The sequence below is a fragment of the Yersinia fenwicki genome, assembly GCF_043099325.1.
In the GTDB taxonomy this organism is placed as follows: domain Bacteria; phylum Pseudomonadota; class Gammaproteobacteria; order Enterobacterales; family Enterobacteriaceae; genus Yersinia.
Window position 1 is genome coordinate 4,381,118 of sequence record NZ_CP170755.1, and the last position, 25,526, is coordinate 4,406,643.

Genomic DNA, 25,526 nt, shown 5'->3' on the forward strand with positions numbered 1-25,526 from the left:
AATAAGGAACACTATGAACACACTAAAAATTGCGCTGATATTGCTCTTACTTCCATTACAGGCCAGAGCTGGTGCTATTCCTCTGGGGGAAATTGACATTACATTAGAAGTGACAGCACAACCCAGAATTGAAATTGAAAAACCACAAGGGGATTGGTACAACAGTATAAAGCTCACTAGTGACCCAGATAATCCTGCGTTTTATCAGGCAGAGGTGCCAATAACTGTAAAACTGCGTCGACAAGAAAGCTACCGTATTTCAGTCAAACAACCGCTGATACTCGCCCGTCATTCAGGTGCTATGTACATCCCAGTTCAAGAGTTTTCTGCTGCTGAAATCCGCTGGGGTACGGATCGTGCCAATATGCGCCTGCTATCAATAGATCCAGAAACTTTTAACGTAGCAAAAAGTACATCAAACCAGACCAGTACGGATTATCTATTACAAGTTACCGCTCAGGCACCCAATGGGCCAGACATAGCGGGTAAATATCACGGACAGCTGACATTATTGTTTGAAACAAATAGCTGAGATTAATAACGGACAGTCATGGAGAGATAATCAAGTGAATGTTAACTATAAGAAATTAATAATTGGACTATTGTTGTTAGCGCAATTCTCAACTGCAATTGCAAATAGTGGAAGTACAATCTATACATATAATTACGTGATGCAATACGAGCGGTGCTCAGTAAAGTTATTAGATGATAATAGCGTAGAAGTCTCTTTTAATATGTCTCTGGCCCCTACTATCTATGAATGGTTACATTCGCGCCATATGGAAGAATTAGCGAGATTCCTAAAAATCCCACAAAGTGAGACCAAACATATTAAATTCAATCCTAATCGTGCACTGCTCTCACTCTATTTCTATCACGCTGATGGCACTCGAGATTTAGTTACTCAATTAAATAATATCAGCGATATTTCGCTCAATGGAATTACCCCCTCAGGTTCGAAGGAGAATATTCAGGAAATTCAGTTTAATCGTAAGTCACTATTTCCGAGCGACTATTATACTGCATCATTCAATATTGCCGCCAATACTCTAGCAAATATTAGAATCGCGGCTACGGTGGGTGCTGAATTTAGTTATAATGGACAAGCATACTCATTGCTGTCCGCAGAAGGTGTTTCTTTTAGCTCAGATGGTAAGAGTTGTGCAGCCTTCGATCCTCAAGCAGATATCGTCCCAGAAGCGCTGAAAATCGAGCCTAAATTTCGGATGGATTCAGCCGTTTGGCAATTAAAAACTCTCGATCTGGATGAACTACTCGATAATACTGTCAACAATAGTGGTTTACCCACTCAAATTATCAATGCAGCAAAGAATCGTTTTTGTCTCAATTATCGCTCAATCGCAACGCGAAATAATAGTTATAGGATTAGTGCCACAAATATCAATGGACTGGCAGCAAACAATCAACATTTTCAATTAAAAGAACAAGAAGGGAATAACTTTATTAACTACAAGGTAGAGCTGAACAGTGATGAGAATGCTGGCGCAAATTTTGAACTTCCCAAAGACAAAAAAAACATTCAGTTGAAAAGTGATAATAATCAGGTAAGGTCAAAAATGTGTTGGGAACCTAATATAATACTTTTCGGCACTGACACCACTGATAAAGGCAGCTATAGCGATATACTGAATTTCACTATCACACCTTTAGCATAACGAAATTAATAAGGCCCAGACTTGGGCCTTAAAAAATAACAACACCAAATAGTTGAACACCTAACCACCCAAATAAGCTGAACGTACCGCTTCATTTGCCAGTAAAGCTGCGCCCGTATCCTCCAGAACAATACGACCATTTTCCAGCACATAACCACGGTCAGCCAATTTGAGTGCCTGATTCGCGTTTTGCTCAACCAAGAAGATAGTCATCCCTTCTTCCCTTAATTGTTGAATAGTATCGAATATTTGTAAAATAATAATCGGTGCCAGCCCCAGAGATGGCTCATCCAGCAGCAATAATTTAGGCTGGCTCATCAAAGCACGGCCAATTGCCAACATTTGTTGTTCGCCACCTGACATGGTGCCAGCACGTTGAACGCGGCGTTCGAACAACCGAGGGAATAAGTCGTAAACCCGCTCGATACGCTGTTGATATTGCTGGCGATCAGCAAAAAATCCCCCCATCGCCAGGTTCTCTTCCACCGTCATACGAGAAAACACCCTGCGCCCTTCCGGCACAATGGCAATCGCCTCCCGCATAATGCGTGCCGTCTGCCAATCGGTAATATCCTGCTCGCCGAAAATAATACTGCCTTCGGTGGCTCGCGGTTCGCCACATAATGTGCCCAACAGAGTGGTTTTACCCGCACCATTAGCACCAATCAATGTGACAATTTCACCTTGTTGGATGTGCAAACTAACCTGATGTAATGCCTGAATTTTGCCGTAATGGGCTGAAACTTGATTAAATGACAACATGTTAGGTTAATGCCTCGCCCGTTTTTATTGGCCTAATAATAAGTTATTCACCCAAATAGGCTCGGATCACATCTGGATTATTACGAATTTCTATTGGTGAACCTTGTGCCAACGGCGTTCCCTGATTCACCACATAAATACGATCAGAAATCCCCATTACCAGTTTCATATCATGTTCAATTAATAAGACCGAGACTTGGTGTTGGTCGCGTAATTCCATAATCAACTGATTCAGTTCATCAGTTTCTTTCGGGTTCAGGCCAGCAGCCGGTTCATCTAGCATCAATAGCTCAGGCCGGGTCACCATGCAGCGGGCTATTTCCAAACGCCGTTGCTGACCATAAGCCAGATTCCCTGCTTGCCGATTGGCCAGTTCCAGCAATCCGACACGCTCTAGCCAGGTTGCTGCTCGTTCTAATGCATCGGCCTCTGCCCGCCGAAAGCCCGGCGTTTTCAGCAAACCGGCAAACACACCACTTTTAAGATGCTGATGCTGTGCTACCAACAGGTTCTCGACCACTGTCATCTCGCGGAACAAGCGCACATGCTGGAAAGTACGAATCACCCCCATACGCGCGATAACTTGCCCAGGTAACCCTTCGATATGGCGATCACGTAATTTAATTGTGCCGCCCGTCGGGCGATAGAAACCGGTCAGACAGTTAAAAATTGTCGTTTTACCCGCGCCATTAGGGCCAATCAGTGAGACAATCTCCCCTTGACTGAGATTCAAGCCAACATTGTTCACTGCCAATAACCCACCAAAGCGCATCGACAGCCCTTCAACCGCTAACAAAGCTTGCGTACTCATGCTTGCTCCCCCTGTTTAGCTTTAATATCGGCGACTTTCAGCTTCAACTGAGGCCGTTTCATCGGTAATAAGCCCTGTGGACGCCAAATCATCATCAAGACCATCAATGCACCCAATAGCAACATACTGTACGCATTGAGATCGCGCATTAATTCGCGCGACACCACCAGCAATATGGCCGCCAGAATAACGGCGAACTGCGACCCCATCCCACCTAGTACCACAATCGCCAATACAAAAGCCGACTCTACAAAGGTGAAGGACTCTGGGCTAACAAACCCCTGCCGAGCAGCAAATAACGTTCCTGCAAAACCGGCAAAAGCAGCACTGATGGTGAATGCGGTCAGCTTGATTTTTGTTGGGCTTAAACCTAATGAACGACAGGCAATTTCGTCTTCGCGCAGTGCCTCCCAAGCCCGCCCCAGCGGCATACGCAGCAATCGGTTAATCACAAACAAGGTCAGGATCACCAGCAACAGCGCCACCATATATAGGAAAATGATGCGGTCGCTTGGGTCATAAGTCAGGCCAAAGAAGTTATGGAAAGTATCCCAGCCACCGTCTTTTGCCGTGCGGCTGAACTCCAGGCCAAACAGCGTCGGTTTAGGAATTTGGCTAATCCCATTCGGCCCACCAGTAATTTCCGTATTATTGAGCAGCAAAATACGCACAATCTCACCGAAGCCCAATGTCACAATCGCTAAATAATCTCCTCGTAGACGTAAAACAGGGAAGCCCAACAGGAAACCCGACAGTGCCGCGACAATCCCCGCCAGCGGTAAACTCTCCCAGAAACCCAGACCGTAGTAGTGATTTAGCAGCGCATAGGTATAAGCGCCGATAGCATAAAAACCACCATAACCCAGTACCAACAGGCCTGATAGACCAACCACGACGTTTAATCCCAGACCCAACATGACGTAAATCAGTGTCAGGGTCGCGATATCAACGGAACCTCGAGAAACCAAAAATGGCCAGGCTACTGCGGCGATAATAATCGCAGCCGCTAATAGTTTCTGGCGTGGGGTGGTGCCATCAAAGCTGGGCAAAACCCATGCCGGGCCAGAGACTTTTTTAATCCCTTGCTGGATGAACGGGCGCACCAATTGGAAGAAAAATACCACAATGCAAGCCGCTCCGATCCACAGCCAGCGCACTTCGGACGCCCCTTGCACGATGAGTTTGGTGCCGTCTAGCTGCAACTGCAACCCCATCACAAACGAAGCGAGGACGAGCAAAACAAAACTGGAAATAATGGCGTTGAGGAAATTGAGTTGTTTCATACTTTTTCAACCTCCGGACGGCCTAAGATCCCGGTAGGCATCACTAACAGCACAACAATCAACAGTGCGAATGAAACTGCATCTTTGTATTCGGTGCTGAGATAAGCAGAAGTTAATGCTTCCGCGATCCCCAGAATCAAGCCACCGATCATCGCGCCCGGAATACTGCCGATACCACCGAGTACAGCGGCGGTGAACGCTTTCATGCCAGCCATAAAGCCGATGTATGGGTTAATGACACCATAAAACTGCCCTAACAAGACCCCAGCGACAGCTGCCATCAGCGCACCGATAACAAAAGTCAGCGAGATAACCCGGTCAGTATTAATGCCTAGCAAACTGGCCATTTTTAAATCTTCGGCACAGGCACGACAAGCGCGCCCCATGCGGGAGTAGCGGATAAAGAGTGTCAGCGCCAACATGGCCAAGAAGGTCACTATCCAAATGGTCAATTGCATGGTGCTAATGGTTGCGGCAAAACCATTGGCTTCTGCCAGTGTCCACTGGCCGGTCACCAAACTCGGTAGCGCCAGATCTCGCGAACCTTGGTTAAGGCTGACGTAGTTTTGCAGAAAGATAGACATCCCGATCGCCGAGATCAGCGCGATCAAGCGCTTAGAGCTGCGAACCGGTTTATACGCAACCCGCTCAATACTCCAACCATAAGTACTGGCAATGACAATTGAGACGAGAAAAGCAGAACCTATCAATAACCAACTTGCATCAATCCCCACCATCATCAATGCGGCGATCACAATAAAGGAGACATAGCTGCTGATCATATACACTTCGCCGTGAGCGAAGTTGATCATGCCGATAATGCCATACACCATGGTGTAACCAATGGCGATCAGCGCATAAGTGCTGCCCAACGTCACTCCGTTGAACATCTGTTGCAGGAAATAAAGAAACTGCTCTGACATACCCTAACCCTTTGATTCACTTGCCAGGCTGCCCTAGCCAACTGCACCTAATCTACTGTGCGCAGTAAGGAAAAATCCCCCCGGAACGTGGGGGGATACAGTTGGTAAAAGGGGCCGGATTGCTGCAACAACAACCCTATAATTCATTGATTTTAATATTATTTTACTGCGGTAGACGAACCATCTGCATGCCATTCAAAAATACCGAATTCAAACCCTTTCAGATCGCCTTTTTCATCCCAGCTCAACGGCCCCATCACTGTTTCCACCGGCTTACCGGTTTTCAGATCTTTGACCAAATCGGCAGGTTCCTGGCTGCCACTACGCTCCATCGCAGTGGTCAGCGATTGCAGTGCGGCATAGGTTGTCCAAACGAACGGGCCAGTTGGATCTAGTTTCTTCGCTTTCAGCGCATCAACGATAGGTTGGTTAGCGGGAACCTGATCATAACGTTTTGGCAAAGTCACCAGCATGCCTTCAGAAGCATCACCTGCGATATTAGACAGTGAGGAGTTACCAACACCCTCTGGGCCCATAAAGCGTGCTGTCAGGCCAGCTTGCTTAGCCTGACGTAGGATTTGCCCCATCTCTGGATAGTAACCGCCGAAATAAACAAAATCGACGTTCTCTTTCTTGAGGCGAGCTACCAAGGTAGAGAAATCTTTATCGCCTGCGGTTACGCCTTCAAATAGCACAGGCTCTGTACCTTGTTTTTTCAAACTGTCACGTACAGAGCGCGCCAAACCTTCACCGTATTGCTGCTTATCATGTACCACAGCAATGCGTTTTGGCTTGATGGTTTCAAGAATATATTTAGCCGCAGTTGGGCCTTGATCCGAGTCCAGACCGGTGGTTCGCATAATCATTTTGTAACCACGAGTGGTTAGATCAGCATTGGTCGCAGCAGGAGTGATCATAATCACGCCTTCATCTTCATAAATATCTGAAGCAGGCTGAGTTGAAGAAGAGCACAGGTGGCCGATAACATAACGAATACCATCGTTAATCACTTTGTTAGCAACAGCTACGGCTTGCTTCGGGTCGCAGGCATCATCGTATTCCACGCCGACCAGTTTATCGCCTTTAATTCCACCTTTGGCATTGATATCAGCAATAGCCTGACGTGCACCGGTAAATTCCATGTCACCATATTGGGCAACCGGGCCGGACATCGCGCCAACGATGGCAACTTTAATGTCTTTCGCCAGCACAGAGTGGCTCATCGCCATTGCTATACACCCAGCCAGGAACACTTTACCTTTTGTTAATTTCATCCGCGAATTCCCCATCTGTCATTGTGAACGTGCTTGTTGTGTTGGTCTTAACGTTTTATAGCGCCGTAACGTTTTATTCATAAGTAATAATGATTTAGTCTCAAAAGTGATGCGATTTTCTAATAAGACTTTATTTTTCATGCCATTAAACAGGATTTTTATGCTGCAAATCAACTGAGACAAGCAGAAACAAGCGGTGTAAACAGCATAAAATTAGGATTAAATTGAATGGGTTTTGCACAAATGCTAGTGAGTTGTGCTGGTTATGTGATCGTTTACTCTGTTAAAACTCGGAAAATGCAGTAACGAAAAAACATTTTCCCCCATGAACGTACAGAAAAACTTACACAACGCTCTGACCTGTGATCTAGTACAATAAACCACAGCCCTATAACCCTTATATATTTATGGTCAATTGACGATGAAACTGACTATTGAACGTTTAACAAACCTTACTCATCAGGATCTTATCGATTTAGCTAAAATTTGGCCCGAACAGCCACCAACCACTTGGTTGCAATGGGTTAATGACGGCAAACCACTTTTCGCGGCGCGATTTAATGAGCGTTTGCTCGGCGCAGTGAAAGTCATGGTGGATGGCAAACAGGCCAAGCTTGAGGATTTATGTATCAGGGAAGTGACGCGCCGGCGAGGGGTAGGGCTTTATCTTATTGAAGAAACGTTGCGTCAGTTACCCACCATTCAACAGTGGAATTTGAGTGATAAGCAAGTGATGGCCGCAAACCACGAAGCAATGGATGGTTTTATGCTGGCCTGTGGTTTTAGCCGCAATAAACAAGGCTGGCAACGGTAGGTTTTTTTGCAGTAAATGCTGGAAAAGCAAAAGGGCGATATAAGTATCGCCCTTTCTTTGTATCACACAGCGTTATGTCGCTGTATTAGGCTTCAATCGCCATACGTAATTTTTTCATCGCATTCTTTTCAAGCTGACGAACACGCTCAGCAGATACGCCATACTGATCAGCCAGCTCCTGCAACGTAGACTTATTGTCATCGTCCAGCCAACGAGCACGAATAATATGCTGACTCCGCTCGTCCAGTCCTTCAAGAGCATATGTCAATTTGTCTGCCGCATGGTTATCCCAGTTGTCCTCTTCGATGCCATCGGCAAAGTCTGAGGTTTTATCCTGCAAATACAGGACAGGAGCCATAGATTGGCCATCACGTACGTCATCATCAGGAGTTGGATCAAAAGTCATGTCTTGCGCAGACATGCGTGACTCCATCTCGCGAACATCTTTACTGGTCACACCCAGTTCTTTGGCAACCAGCTCGACTTCATCCTGATTGAACCAGCCCAGACGCTGCTTAGTTTTCCGCAGGTTAAAGAATAACTTACGCTGAGCTTTAGTGGTCGCAACTTTAACAATCCGCCAGTTACGCAGAACATACTCATGAATTTCTGCTTTGATCCAGTGTACCGCGAAGGACACCAGACGCACCCCGACTTCAGGGTTAAAACGGCGAACTGCTTTCATCAAGCCAATATTACCTTCCTGAATAAGGTCAGCCTGTGGCAAACCATACCCGGAATAGTTACGGGCAACATGAGCAACAAAGCGCAGGTGAGACAGGATTAGCTGTTTAGCCGCCTCCAGATCGCCCTGGTAATGCAGCCGTTCAGCCAGTTCCCGCTCTTCCTCTGCTGTCAGCATTGGATAGGCATTGGCCGCCCGAATATAGGCTTCCAGGCTACCTTGGGGTACTAAGGCTAAAGTTTGCATTTCTTTGGTCATTCAAAACCCTCTCATTGCATGTTTATACCCGTCATATTTCAAACTGCAGGTTTGTTGGCTGCTTGCGTTCACCCGAATCACTTACTGATGTAAGCTCATCGCGATTCTCTTACTTGCCGCCTTCCTGAAACTTGAAATCTATTGAGTATATTAAATAGTGCAAATTTCTCTCAGCGCAGATATTTTATCATCTGCTTAAGCAGATTCAAGCGCTGGGCACCTTATCATTTCACTGTGTTGTGAGACCGATTATTGCCATAAAAGTTCAAACTGGATCACATATTCTACCGCTGATCTTAGCAGATTATCTATTATGCGTTTCAGGCAGATTAACGGGATCAAGCGGCCTACAACGCCCCTTTCCCTGCCTCAAATGAACACTGCAGAGAAAGAGTATAACAAACATTTTTTATTGCGGTGTAAATCGGCGTAAATGTTGAACCGTTGCCAACCAGGCGGCGATCCAACCGATCATCGCCGAGATTAACACCAACAATAGGCACTCATCCCAACTCAAACCATGTAGAGTAAAGCTGGTGCCAAATACTGTCGCTACCTGTGTCACGACGGAGCCGAGCTTCCATACCAGCGCTTCTGAGAGTATCAGTGATAGCACCGCACCACCAAAGCCCAGCATCGCGCCACCATTCAAGAATGGCCGCAGAATAAACCCATCAGTTGCGCCGATCAGCTTCATAACATTGATTGTATCGCGGCGGCTAAAGATACTCAGACGTACACTGTTACCAATAACCAGGAATACGGCAACCACCATCAATACACCAATCATGGCCGCAACTTGTCCAACCAAGCCGGTTAATGCCGCTAAACGAGCAAACCAGCTGTCATCCATACGAACTTCCGCGACCCCTTCAACCTTACTGACCCGATCACGCAAAGTATCAAGCGTGCCAGAGCTTTGGAAATCCAGCTTAGGCGTGATAATGGCTACTGCCGGCAACGGGTTTTCCTCCAACATATCCAGAGCACCACCAAAGCCAGACCAGTTACGGAACTCACCCATCGCTTCTTCCCGCGACAGATAATTAACTTTCTCCACACCGGCTTCTGCTTTCAGCGTAGTCACGACATTTTCAGCCGCGTTATCATCCAGCGCTTTATCCAGATAGACTGTCAATTGCGGGGTTGGATACCATTGATCCGCCGCCTGACTGACATTCTTCCACACGATATAACACACGCTTGGCAGGGTCAGTGAGATGGCAATCACCATCACGGTTAATAATGTCGCCAATGGTTGGCGCATCATATCGGCAATAGCATTGACCCACGAATAGCGCCACTGCTCGCGCCAGCCGCCTTTCAGTGCCTTAGTTTTTGCTTTCTGCGCACTATTATTCGCCATGATGCGCTCCTGACATCCGCCCCTGACTTAATGTCAGAATCGGATAGCGACGCCGGGCAATTAACGACGTATCGTGGGTTGCCATCAATACGGTAACGCCCACACGGTTAAATTCTTCAAACAGACGCAAAATACCTTCTGATAATGCATCATCCAGGTTACCAGTTGGCTCATCTGCCAGTAATACCGCCGGCTTGTTTACCACCGCGCGAGCAATACCGACACGCTGTTGCTCACCACCAGAAAGTTGAATTGGGAAATTCTTTGCCTTATCCAATAATCCGACTTTATCCAGCGCGGCTGACACCCTGCGACGAATATCTTCGGTACTGGCACCCGCAATAATCAATGGCATAGCGACATTGTCATATACCGTTCTGTCCAACAGCAAATGGTGATCTTGGAAGATCATTCCGATCTGGCGGCGCAAAAAAGGCACTTCGCGGTTTTTCAGGCGGCTGATGTCATGGCCACCAAACCAGATATGACCAGCACTGGGGCGCTCGATGCCACAAATCAGTTTCAGCAGAGTACTTTTCCCTGCACCGGAATGGCCGGTCAAAAACGCCATTTCCGCCGGACGCAGATGAAAATCTACCCCTTGCAGCGCCTGTCGTCCGCCCAGATAAGCTTTACTGACCTGTTCAAAGCGAATCATCCGTATTAATCCTCTCGGGCAAAAAGAGCCTCAATAAAATCGTCAGCCTTAAATGGCCGTAAATCCTCTATACCTTCCCCAACACCGATATAACGGATTGGGATACCGAACTGATCTGCAATGGCAAAAATCACCCCACCCTTAGCGGTACCATCAAGTTTAGTCAGCGTGATTCCGGTCAGACCCACTGCTTCATTAAACAGCTTTGCCTGACTAACCGCATTTTGTCCGGTACTGGCATCCAACGTCAGCATAACCTCATGAGGGGCATCGCCGTCCAGCTTTTTCATCACGCGGACAATCTTCTTCAGCTCTTCCATCAAATGGGCTTTATTTTGCAAACGCCCGGCAGTATCAGCCAACAATACGTCGATACCACGTGCTTTAGCAGCCTGAATAGCATCGAAAATAACTGACGCAGAGTCTGCACCAGTATGCTGTGCGACGACAGCAATCTTGTTGCGATCACCCCAGACTTGTAGCTGTTCTACTGCCGCAGCCCGGAAAGTATCACCCGCAGCCAGCATGACGGATTTCCCTTCAGCCTGGAATTGGCGAGCCAACTTTCCGATGGTGGTTGTTTTACCCACCCCATTGACGCCAACCATTAAGATGACAAACGGATTTTTACCACTAACATCCAATGGTTTGTCTACTTTGGACAAAATTTCAGACATTTCCTCTTTGAGTTTGCCATACAGAGCTTCGGCATCTTTTAGCTGCTTACGGCTAGCATGCTCTGTCAAAGAGGTAATGATTTTGCGGGTAGTTTCGACGCCAACGTCGGCGATCAGGAGCTGTTCTTCCAGTTCTTCAAACAGATCATCGTCGATTTTCTTACCGCTGAACAACCCCATAAAACCGGAGCCAAGATTCTGCTTGGTTTTGATTAAGCTGCGTTTTAAACGGGCAAAAAAGCCTTCTTTGGTTGGCCGCTCTTGTTCTTGAGCCACAACCGCTACGACTTCCTCTTCAGCGTCAGTTTCTTCTTCAAGAACAACCGGTTCTTCAATAACCTCAGCCTGAGACTCTTCCACACTCGCTTGCGGGGCTGATGTATCAATGACGACATGGTGTTCCGTTAACGGTAATTCTGGCGCACTGACGGTGCCTTCATCCCATGAATCAACATTATCTGTCTCATTGTGATTTTGTGAGAAATGATGCTGTAAATACTGCGGATCTTCAGCGAAATTTATAGGCTCTTCAACTGTCTGCGCAGCCGGTTCCTCCCCGACTTCCGGCAAGGTTTCAGCCGCGGCTTCACTGATCGAAGTACTATCCCATTCACCAGGAGCCAGTGTAGAGGGTTCAACCACAGACTCGCGTACTTGGGCCTCGACAGAGGTGTTTGCAGATACTATTTCAGCCTGTTTTTCGCTGAGAGCCTTCTCTTCAGTAGCCCGATTTTCAACAACTTGCTCAACCGCTTCTTCTTTCTCAGTAGCCAATGGCTCTGCGGTGTGTTCTTCATTCTGGCGGCCTAAGCCCAGCCAGGAAAAAAATCCACGTTTTTTTTCTTTTGCCATTTTTGGACTCTAATTACTTTGGGTTTGCATAAATAAGATAATAGTTCGCAAGTCTATCACTTTCCCCTGAACAGCAACACGCGCACGATGCTGCTTTCTATTGTGAATTCAATCAACAAAGGTTTAACGTTTCCCCCACACTGCACACATAGGTAGAATAAGAGCTAACTTTTATATTCAGTGCTGCAATACTGGCCAACTTTCAAACAAAGTGATTTATGGCAAAGCGACCTATAACCAACCGATCTATAACAACGGTAAAACAAGCGTCACAACAGGCGGCGGGCCAAATCCGCATCATTGGTGGTAAATGGCGCGGGCGAAAATTACCTGTGCCAGTTAGTCCAGGGCTGCGCCCCACCACCGACCGTGTCAGAGAAACATTATTCAACTGGCTCGCCCCCATGATTCAAGGTGCCCGGTGCCTGGATTGTTTTGCGGGCAGCGGTGCCTTAGGACTGGAGGCACTATCCCGCTATGCAGGCTTTACTGTCCTGTTAGAAGCCGATAGGCATGTCGCTAAGCAATTGAGCAGCAACCTGACATTATTGAGTGCCGACAATGGCCAAGTGGTCAATACCAACTCTTTACAATGGTTAGCCCAGCCAGGCCAGCCTTTTGATCTGGTTTTCCTCGACCCTCCTTTTCGTAAAGGTTTGCTGGCAGAAACCGTCAATTTATTAGAGAAATTCAACTGGTTGACGGCTGATGCCTGGATTTATGTTGAAGCAGAGGCCGAAAGTGCCGCCGCTGATGTCCCTGCTAGTTGGCAGTTACATCGAGAGAAAATGGCCGGGCAGGTTGCCTACCGCCTCTATATTCGTAACAAAGATGTTCCCCAAGACCGGGTATCAATTGAAGAACAGGAGCAACATCATGTGGATTAATATTGGCCGATTATTGATGTTAGGAGTATGGTTTTTCCTACTGCTGAATCTATTCCAGCCGTTCCCTAAGCCTTTGAGATACTTTATTAATGTCGCTATGATCTTCATGGTCTTGATGCATGGCTTACAACTGATATTACTTAAATCCACCCAACCCAAAGACCAGCCAATCAGTGGATTACAACAATTTAAAATTTTTGTCTTCGGAGTTTTCGAACTGTTGGCCTGGCAAAAGAAACAACCGCCACTCCCTAAAAAATAATACCCACTGTCGCTATATATATTTCTGTTATGGCGACAAACTATTTATTTAGCGGCTGAATTTGGGGTAAAGCTAATATAGCGAGTCCCTTGAAGGCGTAGAGTACCCTTTGCGCCTTGCTCGATACGATTATATTCCTGCTGTGGAAGTACTATTTTGATTTCATTGCTCTTTTTTACTTCTATGCCGCTCAGCAACGGTTGAAAATAGACTTCATAGCGTTTTTCTTCCGCCACAATCTCTTCTCGCTGCCGTGAACGTCGATTGGGAGCTAAGACTTCACGTTTATCGATGACTTCAACTTGTAAACTGCGTACAGGTGAGCGGTCATTTTCTGCGTCTTGTCTTTTCTTCTGCCAGTACTGACGTGTTGCCAACACCACAATCAGTACCACCACAGCAATAAATAATAATGGAGGTTTATTCATCATAATCTTGCCACTAAATCTCACTCTGAAGAGGGATTTAAGGTTTATTACCCGGTAGATAAGGGAAGCTCATCACGTTACTGCCCAGTTCTGAGATTCGGGCGCTGCCCTTTTCAGTTACTGCATCAATGCGAATCACTGAATGAAGGGGGATATAGCTACGGTTGACACCGGAAAATTCCGTCTTTAATTTTTCTGTGGAGGGGTCAACCAGCAAGGTCGATTGACTATCAAAGACAAAATCAGCAATTTCAATAAACCCAAACAAAGTACTTGGGCCGACTTCTCGGACATAGAGCTGATAATTCTTGCCGTTATTTATAAACTGAATGCGATAAAGCAATTGTTCATTGGCCATGTGCTATTGCCTCTATCCCTTGATTTAGCGAACGGAAATCGGCGTTAACATAACATGTGGGCTGGACAAGACCAAGAGTTCACCTGGCCGACCTCTCCACTAAGCCTGATTATGCGCACTACTACGCATTAAGTGGCACAAATCATGCAATTCACTGTAGTGTTGCTATCACTCTTGTCTTCCATCCCTTACACTTAATTAATGTATTATCAGAGTTGTTGGCATTGCGGATTATCATTACAACACAGGTATTTTCACTGAAACCTGTATAGAAAAAAGGATAAATAATGAGCTGGCCATTCCTTGCCGTATTTTTTTCTGGTTGGTTGTTTGTTGATGCAACTTACCGAGGCCCACGCTGGCAACGCTGGGTATTCAAACCCGTCACTCTGTTACTGTTGCTGTTACTTGCATGGCAAGCACCTATTCTTGGCCCTGCGGGCTATCTGATTGTTTTAGGTCTATTGGCAACGTTGGTTGCTGACGCCTTATTGCTACTACCCAGTGAGCGCTTACTTTATGCTCTAGGTGCATTCTTCCTCTCCCATTTACTGTATACCATTAGTTTTGCCAGCCAGATGACATTCACCCTATTCTGGCCGCTACCCGTGGTTCTCATTATTGTGGGCGCATTGCTGTTAGCCACTATCTGGACTCGGCTGGATGAAATGCGCTGGCCTGTCGTTGCTTTCGTCGGAATGACATTGCTTATGGTATGGATGGCAGGCGAACAATACTTTGCACGCAGCACGGACATGAGCTTCTCATTGCTGACCGGGACGGTGCTATTGTTGGTATCCCACACCATCTGGCTGCTAAACCGCTATCGTTTTTCTTTCCGAGCTTCAGATGCCATCGTTGCTGGATGCTATTTTGTCGGGCATTTCCTGATTGTCAGGTCGCTATACTTGTAACTAACCTATTGCTGCACAACATAATTTTATAATTTCTCTTTTTCTAAATGCTATTTAACCAAGTTATCTTTTGCAATAGTAATGCAACCATAGGGTTCCAAGGATGGAGCCTGAATATCAAACGCGGCATGCGTTCCTTTCCGTTATACCTTTATTTTGGCATCAACCCCGTTTAGTAATTATTCTCATTTACTCTCTTGACTCTGGAGTTGACTCCAAGGTGTAGAGTGCATCCATACCGGCAAAATCCTGTATACCTTTTACATTCTGTCCAGGAGGTACCATGCATTCACATTCCGAACATCGACACTCAACAGATACACATAATCACTGTGGCTGTGGTCATGAACATGCGAAAAAACAAACAGGTTGCAGCAGCCAGCCCGCTGCCAATATTAGTCATGACAGCTCGAATTCAGTGAGTGAGCATTCACACCAAGAGGGAGGATGCTGTAGTCAGAGTAGCCATACCGATGACGGCGATGAGGAAAGCGACAGGCTAGCTAACGCAACACCCGCGGGTAGCCAGCGTTTTAGTTGGCAAGTGAAAGGGATGGATTGCCCAAGCTGCGCACGTAAAATTGAAAATGCAGTCAGTAACCTGGTCGGAATTGAAAATGTAAAAGTTCTGTTTGCTACTGAAAAACTGGTAGTCGATGCCCGTTCAGACATTCGCCCCCAAGTTCAGCAGGCCGTCATACAGGCAGGGTTCAATTTGGTCGATACTCAGACCCCTACCGCGGGCAAAAACACTGGGTCAGAGTCACGTTTTCGCGAATATCTACCAATTGCATTATTAACCACGCTAATGCTCCTCAGTTGGGGAATCTCTTTATTCAGCGTAGAGCTGAGCGAATTAGCCTTTACCGTGACCACAATTGTCGGCTTGATTCCGATTGTCACTAAAGCCTGGAAACTTATTCGCTCCGGCACACCATTTGCGATTGAAACCTTGATGAGCGTCGCGGCTATTGGCGCGATGTTTATTGGCGCAACCGCTGAAGCGGCTATGGTATTGCTGCTGTTTATGGTCGGCGAGTTACTCGAATCTTATGCAGCAAACCGCGCGCGCCGTGGCGTGAGCGCCCTGATGGCACTGGTACCTGAAGAAGCATTACTACTTAAGGACGGTGAGCGCAGGCGGGTTCCGGTTGCCAGCTTGCGCCCTGGCGATACTATTGAAATCTCACCTGGGGGCCGTTTGCCCGCAGATGCGGAATTAATGACTCCATTTGCCAGTTTCGATGAAAGTGCTCTCACTGGCGAATCTGTTCCGGTTGAACGCGTGCAAGGTGAAAAAGTTGCTGCAGGAAGCTTGTCAGTCGATCGCGCGACCGAAATGCGGGTTATCTCTGAGCCGGGTAATAATGCCATTGACCGTATTTTACAACTCATTGAATTAGCAGAAGAACGCCGTGCGCCTATTGAGCGTTATATTGACCGTTTCAGCCGTATCTATACACCTGCCATTATGTTTCTCTCAGCATTGGTAATACTCGTTCCGCCTTTGGCTTTCGCCGCGCCTTGGGAAACCTGGATATACCGTGGCCTGACATTACTGTTGATCGGTTGCCCATGTGCATTAGTCATTTCTACTCCAGCAGCCATCACCTCAGCACTGGCTGCGGCAACGCGGCGCGGAGCGTTGATTAAAGGTGGTGCGGCGCTTGAGCAGCTTGGTCGAATTCAAACTGTCGCTTTTGATAAAACTGGCACGCTGACTGAAGGTAAGCCACAAGTCACTGATATCCTACCTGTTTCCGGTGAGAGTGAAGCTCGTCTGTTGTCACTGGCCGCAGCAGTCGAAGCAGGTTCGCATCATCCTCTGGCTGTCGCTATCATGCAGCGAGCGCAACAGAATACTCAGATGCTGCCACTCGCCGAAGAACGACGTGCGCTGGCTGGCATTGGCGTTGAAGGCATAGTTAACGGGTTGGTAGTTCGTGTCAGCGCACCCAGTAAAATATCGCCAGAGTTATTAACCACCGAGTGGCTCGCGCAGTTCGATGAGCTGGAAAGTAGTGGAAAAACAGCTGTCGCCGTGCTGGAAAATGAGAAATTTATGGGTGCCGTGGCGCTGCGAGACACTTTACGTACCGATGCCAAACAAGCCATTGATGCACTGAAAAAGTTGGGAATTCAAGGTGTGATGCTAACCGGTGATAACCCTCGTGCAGCGGCGGCCATTGCCGGTGAACTGGGAATTGATTACCGCGCTGGATTATTACCGGCAGATAAAGTGCAGGCTGTTATGGCACTGAATGCAACACACCCAACAGTGATGGTTGGCGATGGTATTAATGATGCTCCCGCCATGAAAGCGGCCAGCATAGGCATTGCGATGGGCAGCGGCACTGATGTGGCCCTGGAGACAGCCGATGCGGCATTGACTCATAATCGGCTGACCGGGCTGGCGGAAATCATTTTGTTATCACGAGCTGCCAACGCCAATATTCGCCAGAACATTACTATCGCATTAGGGCTAAAAGGTATTTTCCTGGTGACCACATTGCTGGGTTTGACAGGTTTATGGCTAGCCGTATTAGCCGACTCCGGCGCAACCGCCTTGGTAACAGCAAACGCGCTGAGATTATTACGCAAGCGGGATATTTGACGACAAGGGCGAAGCGGCTTTTTACTCCGCCTTTGCCCCTTTTTTGACCAGATAGCGATAAGGCGTCTGCCCGGTATCTTGTGCCAGCAACTGATGGTCCATAAAGCGGCAAAAACCGGGAATGTCACGGGTTGTGGCGGGATCGTCAGCAATAATAAGCAGAGTTTGACCGTCCTCCATATGCCGGACGGTTTTACGCACCATCATCACTGGCTCGGGGCAGCGCAAACCCAGTGCATCAAGTGTTTTATCCGGATTGGCAAAAATATCGGTCATTGCGGTTCTCTTGTGTGTCAGTCAACAGGCTAATAGCAAAAATGTAAGCAGGCTTACGAAGCGAGATAGTTTACTCCGCCGGTTTTTAGGTGCAAGTGGCACAATCGCTTTCGTGAAAAGGCCATCGTTTGCGCTAAAATTAACCATTGCATTCGTTGCGCAAACGCGTATTATGCCGCGCGTCGCAGAAATCGCGACACATTATGTTTGGGTTCCCTCACCCCAATAACCAAAAAGGTCACATTTATGTTTTCGTTTACTGCCCAACAGCGGATGACCGCTTTGGTATGGCTGTCGCTATTCCATATTGTCATCATCACCTCCAGCAACTATCTGGTGCAATTACCGATATCTATCTTCGGTTTTCACACTACATGGGGGGCTTTTACCTTTCCATTTATCTTTTTAGCTACCGACCTGACCGTGCGGATTTTTGGTGCTCCTCTGGCGCGCCGGATTATTCTTTCCGTCATGGTGCCTGCTTTGCTTATTTCGTATCTGATTTCAGCCCTGTTCTATCAGGGAAGTTGGCAAGGATTCCCGGCATTGAGTAGCTTTAATCTGTTTGTTGCGCGCATCGCCGCTGCCAGCTTTATGGCCTATGTACTTGGTCAAATTCTTGATGTTCAAGTCTTTAACCGCCTTCGTCAGCGCAGTGCATGGTGGGTTGCTCCAACCGCTGCCATGTTTTTTGGCAATATCAGCGACACTATGGCGTTCTTCTTTATTGCTTTCTATCGCAGTTCTGATCCTTTCATGGCAGCAAACTGGGTGGAAATCGCCTTGGTAGATTATAGCTTTAAGCTACTGATTTGCATGTTATTTTTCTTACCTGCTTATGGTGTTATGCTCAATGTATTGCTGAAATACTTTGCCCGGAAGACCGAGCAGCAAACGCTAATGCAGACGAACACCGCTGAACAATAGATTGCTTTTAGCGTCTGAATAAGGTGCGATAATGCTATTCATCATTGATAAGGGATTCCCATGCATAAAATAACCAAGTTTCTTGCTGTTGGCCTGCTGGTTGTAGGATTAAGTGCCTGCGATAGCGGCAGCGATAACAATGTGGGCCAACCAGTCAGCTTGTTAGAAGGTAAAGTCGCATTCAGTTTGCCAGCGGATTTATCTGACCAAAGCGGGAAAATGGGTAGTCAGGCTAACAACATGCACGTTTACGCCAACAAAACTGGCGATAAAGCGGTTATCGTGATTTTAGGTGATGATACTAATGAAGCTTTGAATGTGTTGACTGATCGCCTGGCCGAGCAACAGCGTGCCCGCGATGCCAATCTACAAGTCGTAACAAATAAAGCGATTAAGGTCGATGGGCATCCTTTCCAGCAATTGGATAGTATTATTACCAGCGGTGGTCAGAAAGCCTATTCATCCGTGTTGATGGGGCATGTTGATAACCATCTGATGACAATACAAATTACTCTGCCAGCCGACAATCAGCAGCAAGCACAAACAGAAGCTGAATCTATTATCAGTACCTTGAAGCTGAAATAGAATTCCTTGAAGGAGGTTATTGGTAACCCCTTCAAGGACAAAAGAAAATCCACAAGGTCATTGGAACCACAGGTAGGCAGCCAGCAAACAACAAATCGGTCGGGAACCGATTTGAACAGCATTTATGCTAGCCCGTAGGGTGAGCCTCAAGGATGAGGCTCATTAATCCCGATGAGCTGACACCAGTCAGTGATTCGGGTGAGTACGCGCAGCTAACACCCCTGTGGCGTCAAGGACAAAGGGGATTTAGTGCTTGTGCTAATAAGGTAATCGGATGCTCGCACTTCTTGCTGGTCGACATTTCTATCTGCCATTTACAGGTTTCGCAGTCGGTAATCACCAAATCAACACCGCTTTCTTCGATTTGTTGGAATAACGATGCCCCAATTCCTTGTGATGTCGCGTAGTTCTCTGATTTAAAACCATATGTTCCGGCAATCCCGCAACATTGAGAATCCAATACCACCAGCTCAATACCCGGAATGCGCTGTAATAACGCCAGGGTATAAGCTGTCCAGCCCATTTTTTCCATATGACAAGGTGTGTGATAGGCAATGCGCAGCGGTTTGTTTTGGTTTGAGAGCAACGGTTTTAACGGTAATTCGCGCCCTTGATCCAATAATCGGTAAAGGTAGCGAGTCGCCAGTTCTACTCTGTCGCGAACGGGTGCGGTATCGACATCCAGCAAATGCGGATACTCATCGCGCAATGTAAAAGTACAGCTTGATGAGGTGGCGACCACCGGAATATCTCGATCAATCACAGCATCAGTCAGGGACTCCAAATTCACTCGCGCCTGTTTTTTCGCCTGTTCGATAAATCCATTCACAATCAGCGGTACACCGCAGCATTTCTCGCGTTTAAGTAATTGAACGCCGATATTCATCGCATTGAATACACTGACTAAGTCTTTGCCCAATTGCGGATGGTTGTAGTTAACAAAACAACCATGGAAAAACGCCACCTGCTCAGCATATTGCTGCTGTTTCTCAGCTTGTTTGCGATACCAGCGGCGGAATGTGCCAAACGAGTATTTTGGTAACTCGCGTCGATGGTCAATTTTCAGCGCTTTATCCAGCAAGACCCGCACCGGTTTTAACCCCGTGACCGCATTGATGACCGGAGCAAATGGCGTTGATAAAGTCCCCATGATATCAGTGTGACTGAGGATAGCATCGCGCAGCTTGGGCTTATTGCTGCTGTAACTGGCTTTCGCGCGCTGGATGATATCGCCAATTTTGACATCTGACGGGCAAGCCACTTCGCAACGTTTACAGTTAGTACAATACTTCAGTGCGTCATCATATAATGCCGGATCTTTTAGGCGCAGCCGCTCACCATCAGGGCCAGCTTGTTTTGGCCCCGGATAAAGTGGATTAACTTTCGCTACCGGGCAATAAGTGGTACATACCGTGCATTTGATACAACTTTCGAAACTATTATCCCGCGCCAAATGTTTATCCTGAGTGTCTTCGTGCTGTGGTAACCACGTCATAATGTCACCTCCATAGCGCTGACAATCTGCTCTGCAACAAACAAAGCACTGGTGAGAGAAACGCCTGCGCCACAACCCTGTTGCAGCGGATCGTATCCTCCGAGAACCGCGCCAATAACATGCAGGTTATCCAGTGGAACTCCCCCGCGCAGCGCCCGTAGCCGGTTATCAGTGTTGACGCCAAATTGCAGATAAGGTTGCGGCGCAAACATATTGCTGTTGCTCCAATCTGCGCGGTTGGGTAGTGATAAAATATCCAGATCCAGTATTGGCTCATAGACATGCTCAAAGGTTGCTACCAGCCCATTACTGAAGAAACTGCCACTCGCCAGCACCATCTGAGCCGCACGCAAGGGAATATCACCATGATTACGGCTATACAGCCCAGTAATTCGATTCCCCACCAGTTCGGCACGCAATACCACATCACCCGGCATAACAATGCCGCCTAATTGCTGGAAGCGGTGGCGTAGAGCTTGATGTAAGCGCATACCGAGCAATGACGGCGGCAGTGTGGGTAACAATTTAATCGGTTTACCCACGGCCGCGCGTAGTGCGTCCAATGGCGCAGATTCATCCAGCCCGATGCAAGCTGGCAGTAAAATCATTTCTGCGCTGGATGACAAACGAGTCAGCTCATCAGCCAGCGGTTGCAAGTTTTCGGGTAGGTCCAATACACGCGCAATATTCACCGCGCGGAATTCGCTCGGGTTATCGCGTAAACGATCCAGTGCCGGTAAATGCAGATAATCCGCTGTGACTTCAACGCCCTGTTCCTGTAAGGCACTGGCGACCATCTGCGGCTGAAAATCGAGGAATCCTTCAATACCAATCACCGCTACTTTTTGCCAGGGTAGTGGGCCTTCTAAGGGCGCGACTGGAATATCCGATGGGCTGAGCCATGTGGGCCGACAGTTACCCAGCGGTGTCAGACGCAAGTGATTCTTGGCCGCACTGCCAATCAGATTCAGGCCGCAGCGGCTTAGCAGAGACTCGGCTTGTTGCGCCAACTCACCCACCTGACCTGTTTGCCCCATTTTGCTGTAAGGATGCTCCGGCGCTAACTCCGCCAGCGTTTCAAGTGCTGAGAGTGGCTGGCTGACCGCTTGGCCATTAGGTAATTTCGCCAATAGATCCAAAGAGCCAGAGGAGAAATGCAATGCATTTTGACCGGCGCTGACAATCGCGCAATATTTACCTTGTTCGGCGAGGCGGATACCACACACCAGCCCAGCTAATCCACCACCGATGATAATCACATCAAATTTCATCTGGTTTCTCCTGAACATGGGCCGTATTTGGGCTTTCATCCAAGCCACAAAGCCCTTGATAAACCCAATGAGTAAACTCGCTTTCCCGCAAGGCGTCGCCCCATGCTATCGGGCGCACACCTTTCCAGCGCTCATTCAAAAACTGCCTAAGCTGTTCACGAGATTGTTGCGGTGTGGTCACTTTAAAACGGCTGAGTAAACCCGCAGCCCGGCAAGCACAAAGCTCGCCCTGACAAGTTCCCATGCCAACCCGGGTGCGACGACGTAAATCCAGCAGGTTATTAACAGACAATGATTCAATGGCATAGCGCACTTCGCCAGCAGTTACCGCTTCACATTCACACACCAAACTGTTGTCCAGACGGTTCCCAGCCAATAACTGTGTCGCACGGTCACCATGACGATAAACGGCCGAGCCACGGATACTGGCAGGTAAAGAAATCACTTTGCTGAGCGTTTGCTCCGCTGATTGCTGTGAACCAGGAAGTGGCTCTTGGGCCGTAGTGCAAGCCGCTGTCACGCCGAGCTTTTCACACACTTTATCTGTTGCCCATTCTGCCATCAGCCGGTAGGTCATCAACTTGCCGCCAGTGATGGTGATAAAGCCTTCCAGCCCATCGCGGCTGGCGTGATCGAGTAAGACAATGCCGCGACTCACATTGCGTCCTGAAGGATCATCATCACTGGCAACCAGCGGTCGAACCCCGGCGTAAGCACGCAAAATGCGCGTTTGCGCCAGTTGCGGCGACAGTTTGGAGCCTTCGCGAATTAAGGTATCCACCTCTTGTGCAGTTACGACCATATTGTCTATCTGGTCGTATTCAATATGAGTGGAGGTGGTGCCAATCAGTGAAATGGTATCGCCCGGCACCAGAATGTCAGCATCTGCGGGTTTACGGCAGCGATTGATCACCATGTTGTTGATCCGATGTCCCAGGATCAACAGCGCACCTTTGGCAGGGAACATACGAATACGAAGATCGGCGTATTCAGCAATGTGCTGACCCCAAATCCCCGCCGCATTCACGACAATTTGCGCATGAATATCATACTGACGCTGATTTTTATGATCGAAAACGCGCACGCCAGTTACCCGGTCACCGTGGCGCAATAAGCCGATAACTTCGTGATAAGTCAGTACATTGGCACCGTGCTCACGGGCATCCAACATATTGCCGGCGGTTAAACGGAAGGGGTCAACAGTGCCATCAGGTACCCGCACGGCCGCAATCAGCGCCGGGTTAGCGGCTGGTTCGAGCCGTAATGCTTGTTTGGGATCAATGGCTTCAGCCTCGATCCCCGCCTCCTGACAGCGAGCAATAAATTGTTCCTGATAGTCCAGGGAGTCTTCCGGCAAGGTGATAAATAAGCCATCAGTTTGCTCAATACAATGGCGGGCAATGCGTTTCAGAATCCGGTTTTCTTCAATACATTCACGTGCGGACTCACCGTCAGTCACAGCATAACGCGCGCCACTGTGTAATAAGCCATGATTGCGGCCTGTAGCACCGGTAGCGATGTCATGCCTCTCCAGGAGAGTACAAGCCAAACCCCGCCGGGCGCAGTCTCGGGCAATCCCGGCACCGGTCGCACCACCGCCAATGATGATGACATCCGTTTCTGTGTAAGGAGAACTGTTCGTCATGAAAGACCCCACATTATCAGACAGCCGCCTGGCGGCTAATTATGAATCTATTGAGCCACAGTCTTTATGGTTATTGTTTGATAAGGAACAAAAACGAACGAAAAACGAAAACAATATGGTGTTTAAAAACCATGATTGTGATCAAAGTCACAGGTAATTTGTCATTACCAGTTTCAAAATGTTAACCAATCGCTCAAAATTGCCGCCGCTTTCATATAACTGTAACAAATGCGCCATTACTCACAGATAATTTTTGCGAATTTATCTAGCATGGTGCTCGTTATGGAACATAAACGACTCTAGCTTCACCGTTTAACTACCGGAAGCCCTTAACAAACGGATAGATATCAGGCTATACCGGAGTCAAAAACAACAAAAAGCCATCGGAGGCACTCATGTTGAGTATTTTTAAGCCCGCGCCACATGTGGCACGGCTTCCCACAGACCAGGTCGACCCCACTTACCGCCGCTTACGCTGGCAAATCTTCATGGGCATATTTTTCGGTTACGCAGCCTACTATCTGGTGCGTAAAAACTTTACTCTGGCCATGCCGTATTTGATCGAACAAGGATTCTCGCGTGGGGATCTGGGCTTCGCGTTATCCGGTATTTCTATTGCTTACGGCTTCTCAAAATTCATCATGGGTTCGGTTTCTGACCGGTCTAACCCACGGGTGTTCCTTTCTGCCGGTTTGATTCTCGCCGCTGCCGTGATGCTGTTTATGGGCTTTGTGCCTTGGGCGACATCCAGTATCGCAGTCATGTTCGTGCTGTTGTTCTTATGCGGCTGGTTCCAGGGCATGGGGTGGCCGCCATGTGGCCGTACCATGGTGCACTGGTGGTCAAAAAAAGAACGCGGCAGTATCGTTTCTGTCTGGAACTGTGCCCATAACGTGGGTGGTGGCTTGCCGCCATTGCTGTTCCTGCTGGGTATGGCATGGTTTAACGACTGGAAAGCCGCGCTCTATATGCCAGCGTTCGGTGCCATTTTGGTGGCATTGATTGTCTTTGGTTTAATGCGTGACACGCCACAATCTGTGGGCTTACCTCCGATTGAAGAGTACAAAAACGACTATCCGGATGACTATAGCGAAGAAGCGGAAGAAGAGCTGACAGCGAAGCAAATCTTCATGCAATACATTTTGCCAAACAAGCTGTTATGGTATATCGCGATTGCTAACGTTTTTGTTTATTTGCTGCGTTACGGCATCCTCGACTGGTCACCAACCTACCTAAAAGAAGTAAAACACTTCGCGCTAGATAAATCCTCTTGGGCTTATTTCCTGTATGAATACGCTGGTATTCCAGGGACGCTGCTGTGTGGTTGGATGTCCGACAAAGTGTTTAAAGGTAACCGTGGTGCTACCGGCGTGTTCTTTATGACTCTGGTGACGATTGCAACCATCATTTACTGGCTAAACCCAGTGGGTAACCCTGGCATCGATATGGCCTGTATGATCACCATCGGCTTCCTGATTTACGGTCCGGTGATGTTAATTGGTTTGCATGCCCTTGAATTAGCACCGAAAAAAGCAGCAGGTACCGCAGCAGGCTTCACCGGCTTGTTCGGCTATCTGGGCGGTTCGGTCGCGGCCAGTGCCATCGTCGGTTACACCGTTGACTACTTCGGTTGGGACGGCGGCTTTATGGTCATGATTGGCGGTAGCATCCTGGCGGTTCTGTTATTGATCGTGGTGATGTTCAGTGAGAAAAAACATCATGAAGAACTGGCAAGACAGGCCGAGATGGATAAAAAATAGGATCAATAAATTTGTATCCTAATAATTAAGTCGCTTACAGGCTGTGCCGTTATCTATGGATTAAT

26 protein-coding genes are annotated in these 25,526 nt (G+C 47.8%); 11 read left to right on the top strand and 15 right to left on the bottom strand.

Annotated elements, in window-relative coordinates:
* Positions 1–13 precede the first annotated feature (13 nt).
* The gene (locus tag ACF3VQ_RS19840) at positions 14–532 is read left to right on the top strand and encodes a fimbrial protein (protein WP_392432663.1); all 519 of its coding nucleotides are present in this window, start codon (positions 14–16) and stop codon (positions 530–532) included.
* Positions 533–566: 34 nt separating this feature from the next.
* Positions 567–1,676, top strand: coding sequence for a hypothetical protein (locus ACF3VQ_RS19845; protein ID WP_392432664.1), 1,110 nt, complete (start codon positions 567–569; stop codon positions 1,674–1,676).
* A gap of 60 nt (positions 1,677–1,736) precedes the next feature.
* Here ACF3VQ_RS19845 and livF read toward each other — a convergent pair whose 3' ends face one another.
* From livF to ACF3VQ_RS19870, 5 genes are all read right to left on the bottom strand, one after another.
* The gene (gene livF / locus ACF3VQ_RS19850; RefSeq protein WP_392432665.1) at positions 1,737–2,438 is read right to left on the bottom strand and encodes a high-affinity branched-chain amino acid ABC transporter ATP-binding protein LivF; all 702 of its coding nucleotides are present in this window, start codon (positions 2,436–2,438) and stop codon (positions 1,737–1,739) included.
* Positions 2,439–2,481: 43 nt separating this feature from the next.
* Positions 2,482–3,249, bottom strand: coding sequence for a high-affinity branched-chain amino acid ABC transporter ATP-binding protein LivG (gene livG, locus ACF3VQ_RS19855; RefSeq protein WP_392432666.1), 768 nt, complete (start codon positions 3,247–3,249; stop codon positions 2,482–2,484).
* Positions 3,246–4,532, bottom strand: a complete 1,287-nt coding sequence (locus ACF3VQ_RS19860; RefSeq protein ID WP_392432667.1) for a high-affinity branched-chain amino acid ABC transporter permease LivM — start codon at positions 4,530–4,532, stop codon at positions 3,246–3,248. Before ACF3VQ_RS19860 ends, livG begins: the two co-directional genes overlap by 4 nt.
* On the bottom strand, positions 4,529–5,455 hold the full coding sequence (gene livH, locus ACF3VQ_RS19865; RefSeq protein WP_174848153.1) for a high-affinity branched-chain amino acid ABC transporter permease LivH: 927 nt from the start codon (positions 5,453–5,455) through the stop codon (positions 4,529–4,531). The genes ACF3VQ_RS19860 and livH overlap by 4 nt, the downstream gene beginning before the upstream one ends.
* A gap of 158 nt (positions 5,456–5,613) precedes the next feature.
* The gene (locus ACF3VQ_RS19870; protein ID WP_392432668.1) at positions 5,614–6,729 is read right to left on the bottom strand and encodes a branched-chain amino acid ABC transporter substrate-binding protein; all 1,116 of its coding nucleotides are present in this window, start codon (positions 6,727–6,729) and stop codon (positions 5,614–5,616) included.
* Positions 6,730–7,150: 421 nt separating this feature from the next.
* Between ACF3VQ_RS19870 and panM the strand changes: the two genes are divergently transcribed.
* Positions 7,151–7,543 carry an aspartate 1-decarboxylase autocleavage activator PanM gene (gene panM / locus ACF3VQ_RS19875; RefSeq protein WP_392432669.1) on the top strand — a complete coding sequence of 131 codons (393 nt, stop codon included), beginning with the start codon at positions 7,151–7,153 and terminating at the stop codon, positions 7,541–7,543.
* 85 nt (positions 7,544–7,628) lie between these two features.
* Here the strand turns inward: panM and rpoH are convergent, their stop codons facing one another.
* The 4 genes from rpoH to ftsY form a co-directional block, all read right to left on the bottom strand.
* A complete protein-coding gene (gene rpoH, locus ACF3VQ_RS19880; protein WP_392432670.1) occupies positions 7,629–8,486 on the bottom strand; it encodes an RNA polymerase sigma factor RpoH in 858 nt (285 codons plus the stop codon).
* Between the two features lie 409 nt (positions 8,487–8,895).
* Complete coding sequence (ftsX, locus tag ACF3VQ_RS19885; protein WP_077175518.1) at positions 8,896–9,852, bottom strand: permease-like cell division protein FtsX; 957 nt, start codon at positions 9,850–9,852, stop codon at positions 8,896–8,898.
* On the bottom strand, positions 9,842–10,510 hold the full coding sequence (gene ftsE, locus ACF3VQ_RS19890; protein WP_004391337.1) for a cell division ATP-binding protein FtsE: 669 nt from the start codon (positions 10,508–10,510) through the stop codon (positions 9,842–9,844). The genes ftsX and ftsE overlap by 11 nt, the downstream gene beginning before the upstream one ends.
* 5 nt (positions 10,511–10,515) lie before the next feature.
* Complete coding sequence (gene ftsY / locus ACF3VQ_RS19895) at positions 10,516–12,039, bottom strand: signal recognition particle-docking protein FtsY (RefSeq protein WP_392432671.1); 1,524 nt, start codon at positions 12,037–12,039, stop codon at positions 10,516–10,518.
* Between the two features lie 218 nt (positions 12,040–12,257).
* Here ftsY and rsmD point away from each other — a divergent pair, with 218 nt between their 5' ends.
* Positions 12,258–12,926 (top strand): 16S rRNA (guanine(966)-N(2))-methyltransferase, encoded by a 669-nt coding sequence (rsmD, locus tag ACF3VQ_RS19900; RefSeq protein ID WP_392432672.1) that lies wholly within the window; start codon positions 12,258–12,260, stop codon positions 12,924–12,926.
* Positions 12,916–13,188, top strand: coding sequence for a DUF1145 family protein (locus tag ACF3VQ_RS19905; RefSeq protein ID WP_392432673.1), 273 nt, complete (start codon positions 12,916–12,918; stop codon positions 13,186–13,188). Before rsmD ends, ACF3VQ_RS19905 begins: the two co-directional genes overlap by 11 nt.
* 44 nt (positions 13,189–13,232) lie before the next feature.
* On the opposite strand, the gene ACF3VQ_RS19910 is transcribed toward ACF3VQ_RS19905, so the two are convergent.
* Together ACF3VQ_RS19910 and ACF3VQ_RS19915 are read right to left on the bottom strand one after the other, a co-directional pair.
* Positions 13,233–13,616 carry a DUF2500 domain-containing protein gene (locus ACF3VQ_RS19910; RefSeq protein WP_392435727.1) on the bottom strand — a complete coding sequence of 128 codons (384 nt, stop codon included), beginning with the start codon at positions 13,614–13,616 and terminating at the stop codon, positions 13,233–13,235.
* Positions 13,617–13,653: 37 nt separating this feature from the next.
* On the bottom strand, positions 13,654–13,974 hold the full coding sequence (locus ACF3VQ_RS19915; RefSeq protein WP_004710182.1) for a DUF1820 family protein: 321 nt from the start codon (positions 13,972–13,974) through the stop codon (positions 13,654–13,656).
* 287 nt (positions 13,975–14,261) lie between these two features.
* Here ACF3VQ_RS19915 and ACF3VQ_RS19920 point away from each other — a divergent pair, with 287 nt between their 5' ends.
* Together ACF3VQ_RS19920 and ACF3VQ_RS19925 are read left to right on the top strand one after the other, a co-directional pair.
* Positions 14,262–14,888 (top strand): lysoplasmalogenase, encoded by a 627-nt coding sequence (locus ACF3VQ_RS19920; RefSeq protein WP_392432674.1) that lies wholly within the window; start codon positions 14,262–14,264, stop codon positions 14,886–14,888.
* Between the two features lie 283 nt (positions 14,889–15,171).
* Complete coding sequence (locus ACF3VQ_RS19925) at positions 15,172–17,502, top strand: zinc/cadmium/mercury/lead-transporting ATPase (RefSeq protein ID WP_392432675.1); 2,331 nt, start codon at positions 15,172–15,174, stop codon at positions 17,500–17,502.
* 21 nt (positions 17,503–17,523) lie between these two features.
* Here ACF3VQ_RS19925 and tusA read toward each other — a convergent pair whose 3' ends face one another.
* The gene (gene tusA / locus ACF3VQ_RS19930) at positions 17,524–17,778 is read right to left on the bottom strand and encodes a sulfurtransferase TusA (RefSeq protein WP_005176396.1); all 255 of its coding nucleotides are present in this window, start codon (positions 17,776–17,778) and stop codon (positions 17,524–17,526) included.
* Positions 17,779–18,024: 246 nt separating this feature from the next.
* On the opposite strand from tusA, the gene ACF3VQ_RS19935 reads away from it, so the two are divergent.
* Together ACF3VQ_RS19935 and ACF3VQ_RS19940 are read left to right on the top strand one after the other, a co-directional pair.
* Positions 18,025–18,705 carry a 7-cyano-7-deazaguanine/7-aminomethyl-7-deazaguanine transporter gene (locus ACF3VQ_RS19935; RefSeq protein WP_392432676.1) on the top strand — a complete coding sequence of 227 codons (681 nt, stop codon included), beginning with the start codon at positions 18,025–18,027 and terminating at the stop codon, positions 18,703–18,705.
* A gap of 60 nt (positions 18,706–18,765) precedes the next feature.
* Complete coding sequence (locus ACF3VQ_RS19940; RefSeq protein WP_392432677.1) at positions 18,766–19,290, top strand: DcrB family lipoprotein; 525 nt, start codon at positions 18,766–18,768, stop codon at positions 19,288–19,290.
* A gap of 229 nt (positions 19,291–19,519) precedes the next feature.
* On the opposite strand, the gene glpC is transcribed toward ACF3VQ_RS19940, so the two are convergent.
* The 3 genes from glpC to glpA are packed head-to-tail and all read right to left on the bottom strand — an operon-like array spanning position 19,520 to position 23,701.
* Entirely contained in the window at positions 19,520–20,785 is a 1,266-nt protein-coding gene (gene glpC / locus ACF3VQ_RS19945; protein ID WP_392432678.1) for an anaerobic glycerol-3-phosphate dehydrogenase subunit GlpC, read from the bottom strand.
* Complete coding sequence (glpB, locus tag ACF3VQ_RS19950; RefSeq protein WP_392432679.1) at positions 20,782–22,056, bottom strand: glycerol-3-phosphate dehydrogenase subunit GlpB; 1,275 nt, start codon at positions 22,054–22,056, stop codon at positions 20,782–20,784. The genes glpC and glpB overlap by 4 nt, the downstream gene beginning before the upstream one ends.
* The gene (gene glpA, locus ACF3VQ_RS19955) at positions 22,046–23,701 is read right to left on the bottom strand and encodes an anaerobic glycerol-3-phosphate dehydrogenase subunit A (protein WP_392432680.1); all 1,656 of its coding nucleotides are present in this window, start codon (positions 23,699–23,701) and stop codon (positions 22,046–22,048) included. The genes glpB and glpA overlap by 11 nt, the downstream gene beginning before the upstream one ends.
* Between glpA and ACF3VQ_RS19960 the strand changes: the two genes are divergently transcribed.
* Both ACF3VQ_RS19960 and glpT read left to right on the top strand, forming a co-directional pair.
* Positions 23,700–23,858 carry a hypothetical protein gene (locus tag ACF3VQ_RS19960; RefSeq protein WP_175576814.1) on the top strand — a complete coding sequence of 53 codons (159 nt, stop codon included), beginning with the start codon at positions 23,700–23,702 and terminating at the stop codon, positions 23,856–23,858. The two genes, glpA and ACF3VQ_RS19960, sit on opposite strands and share 2 nt — an antisense overlap.
* A 238-nt stretch (positions 23,859–24,096) precedes the next feature.
* Positions 24,097–25,461 carry a glycerol-3-phosphate transporter gene (gene glpT / locus ACF3VQ_RS19965; protein ID WP_046050022.1) on the top strand — a complete coding sequence of 455 codons (1,365 nt, stop codon included), beginning with the start codon at positions 24,097–24,099 and terminating at the stop codon, positions 25,459–25,461.
* The last annotated feature ends 65 nt before the right edge of the window (positions 25,462–25,526 follow it).

Bases quoted from the DNA above. Each gene is read 5' to 3' on its own strand.
- ACF3VQ_RS19840 (WP_392432663.1), top strand. From the start codon at position 14: ATGAACACACTAAAAATTGCGCTGATATTGCTCTTACTTCCATTACAG.
- livF (WP_392432665.1), bottom strand. From the start codon at position 2,438: ATGTTGTCATTTAATCAAGTTTCAGCCCATTACGGCAAAATTCAGGCA.
- livG (WP_392432666.1), bottom strand. From the start codon at position 3,249: ATGAGTACGCAAGCTTTGTTAGCGGTTGAAGGGCTGTCGATGCGCTTT.
- ACF3VQ_RS19860 (WP_392432667.1), bottom strand. From the start codon at position 4,532: ATGAAACAACTCAATTTCCTCAACGCCATTATTTCCAGTTTTGTTTTG.
- livH (WP_174848153.1), bottom strand. From the start codon at position 5,455: ATGTCAGAGCAGTTTCTTTATTTCCTGCAACAGATGTTCAACGGAGTG.
- ACF3VQ_RS19870 (WP_392432668.1), bottom strand. From the start codon at position 6,729: ATGAAATTAACAAAAGGTAAAGTGTTCCTGGCTGGGTGTATAGCAATG.
- panM (WP_392432669.1), top strand. From the start codon at position 7,151: ATGAAACTGACTATTGAACGTTTAACAAACCTTACTCATCAGGATCTT.
- rpoH (WP_392432670.1), bottom strand. From the start codon at position 8,486: ATGACCAAAGAAATGCAAACTTTAGCCTTAGTACCCCAAGGTAGCCTG.
- ftsX (WP_077175518.1), bottom strand. From the start codon at position 9,852: ATGGCGAATAATAGTGCGCAGAAAGCAAAAACTAAGGCACTGAAAGGC.
- ftsE (WP_004391337.1), bottom strand. From the start codon at position 10,510: ATGATTCGCTTTGAACAGGTCAGTAAAGCTTATCTGGGCGGACGACAG.
- ftsY (WP_392432671.1), bottom strand. From the start codon at position 12,039: ATGGCAAAAGAAAAAAAACGTGGATTTTTTTCCTGGCTGGGCTTAGGC.
- rsmD (WP_392432672.1), top strand. From the start codon at position 12,258: ATGGCAAAGCGACCTATAACCAACCGATCTATAACAACGGTAAAACAA.
- ACF3VQ_RS19905 (WP_392432673.1), top strand. From the start codon at position 12,916: ATGTGGATTAATATTGGCCGATTATTGATGTTAGGAGTATGGTTTTTC.
- ACF3VQ_RS19910 (WP_392435727.1), bottom strand. From the start codon at position 13,616: ATGAATAAACCTCCATTATTATTTATTGCTGTGGTGGTACTGATTGTG.
- ACF3VQ_RS19915 (WP_004710182.1), bottom strand. From the start codon at position 13,974: ATGGCCAATGAACAATTGCTTTATCGCATTCAGTTTATAAATAACGGC.
- ACF3VQ_RS19920 (WP_392432674.1), top strand. From the start codon at position 14,262: ATGAGCTGGCCATTCCTTGCCGTATTTTTTTCTGGTTGGTTGTTTGTT.
- ACF3VQ_RS19925 (WP_392432675.1), top strand. From the start codon at position 15,172: ATGCATTCACATTCCGAACATCGACACTCAACAGATACACATAATCAC.
- tusA (WP_005176396.1), bottom strand. From the start codon at position 17,778: ATGACCGATATTTTTGCCAATCCGGATAAAACACTTGATGCACTGGGT.
- ACF3VQ_RS19935 (WP_392432676.1), top strand. From the start codon at position 18,025: ATGTTTTCGTTTACTGCCCAACAGCGGATGACCGCTTTGGTATGGCTG.
- ACF3VQ_RS19940 (WP_392432677.1), top strand. From the start codon at position 18,766: ATGCATAAAATAACCAAGTTTCTTGCTGTTGGCCTGCTGGTTGTAGGA.
- glpC (WP_392432678.1), bottom strand. From the start codon at position 20,785: ATGACGTGGTTACCACAGCACGAAGACACTCAGGATAAACATTTGGCG.
- glpB (WP_392432679.1), bottom strand. From the start codon at position 22,056: ATGAAATTTGATGTGATTATCATCGGTGGTGGATTAGCTGGGCTGGTG.
- ACF3VQ_RS19960 (WP_175576814.1), top strand. From the start codon at position 23,700: ATGAAAGACCCCACATTATCAGACAGCCGCCTGGCGGCTAATTATGAA.
- glpA (WP_392432680.1), bottom strand. From the start codon at position 23,701: ATGACGAACAGTTCTCCTTACACAGAAACGGATGTCATCATCATTGGC.
- glpT (WP_046050022.1), top strand. From the start codon at position 24,097: ATGTTGAGTATTTTTAAGCCCGCGCCACATGTGGCACGGCTTCCCACA.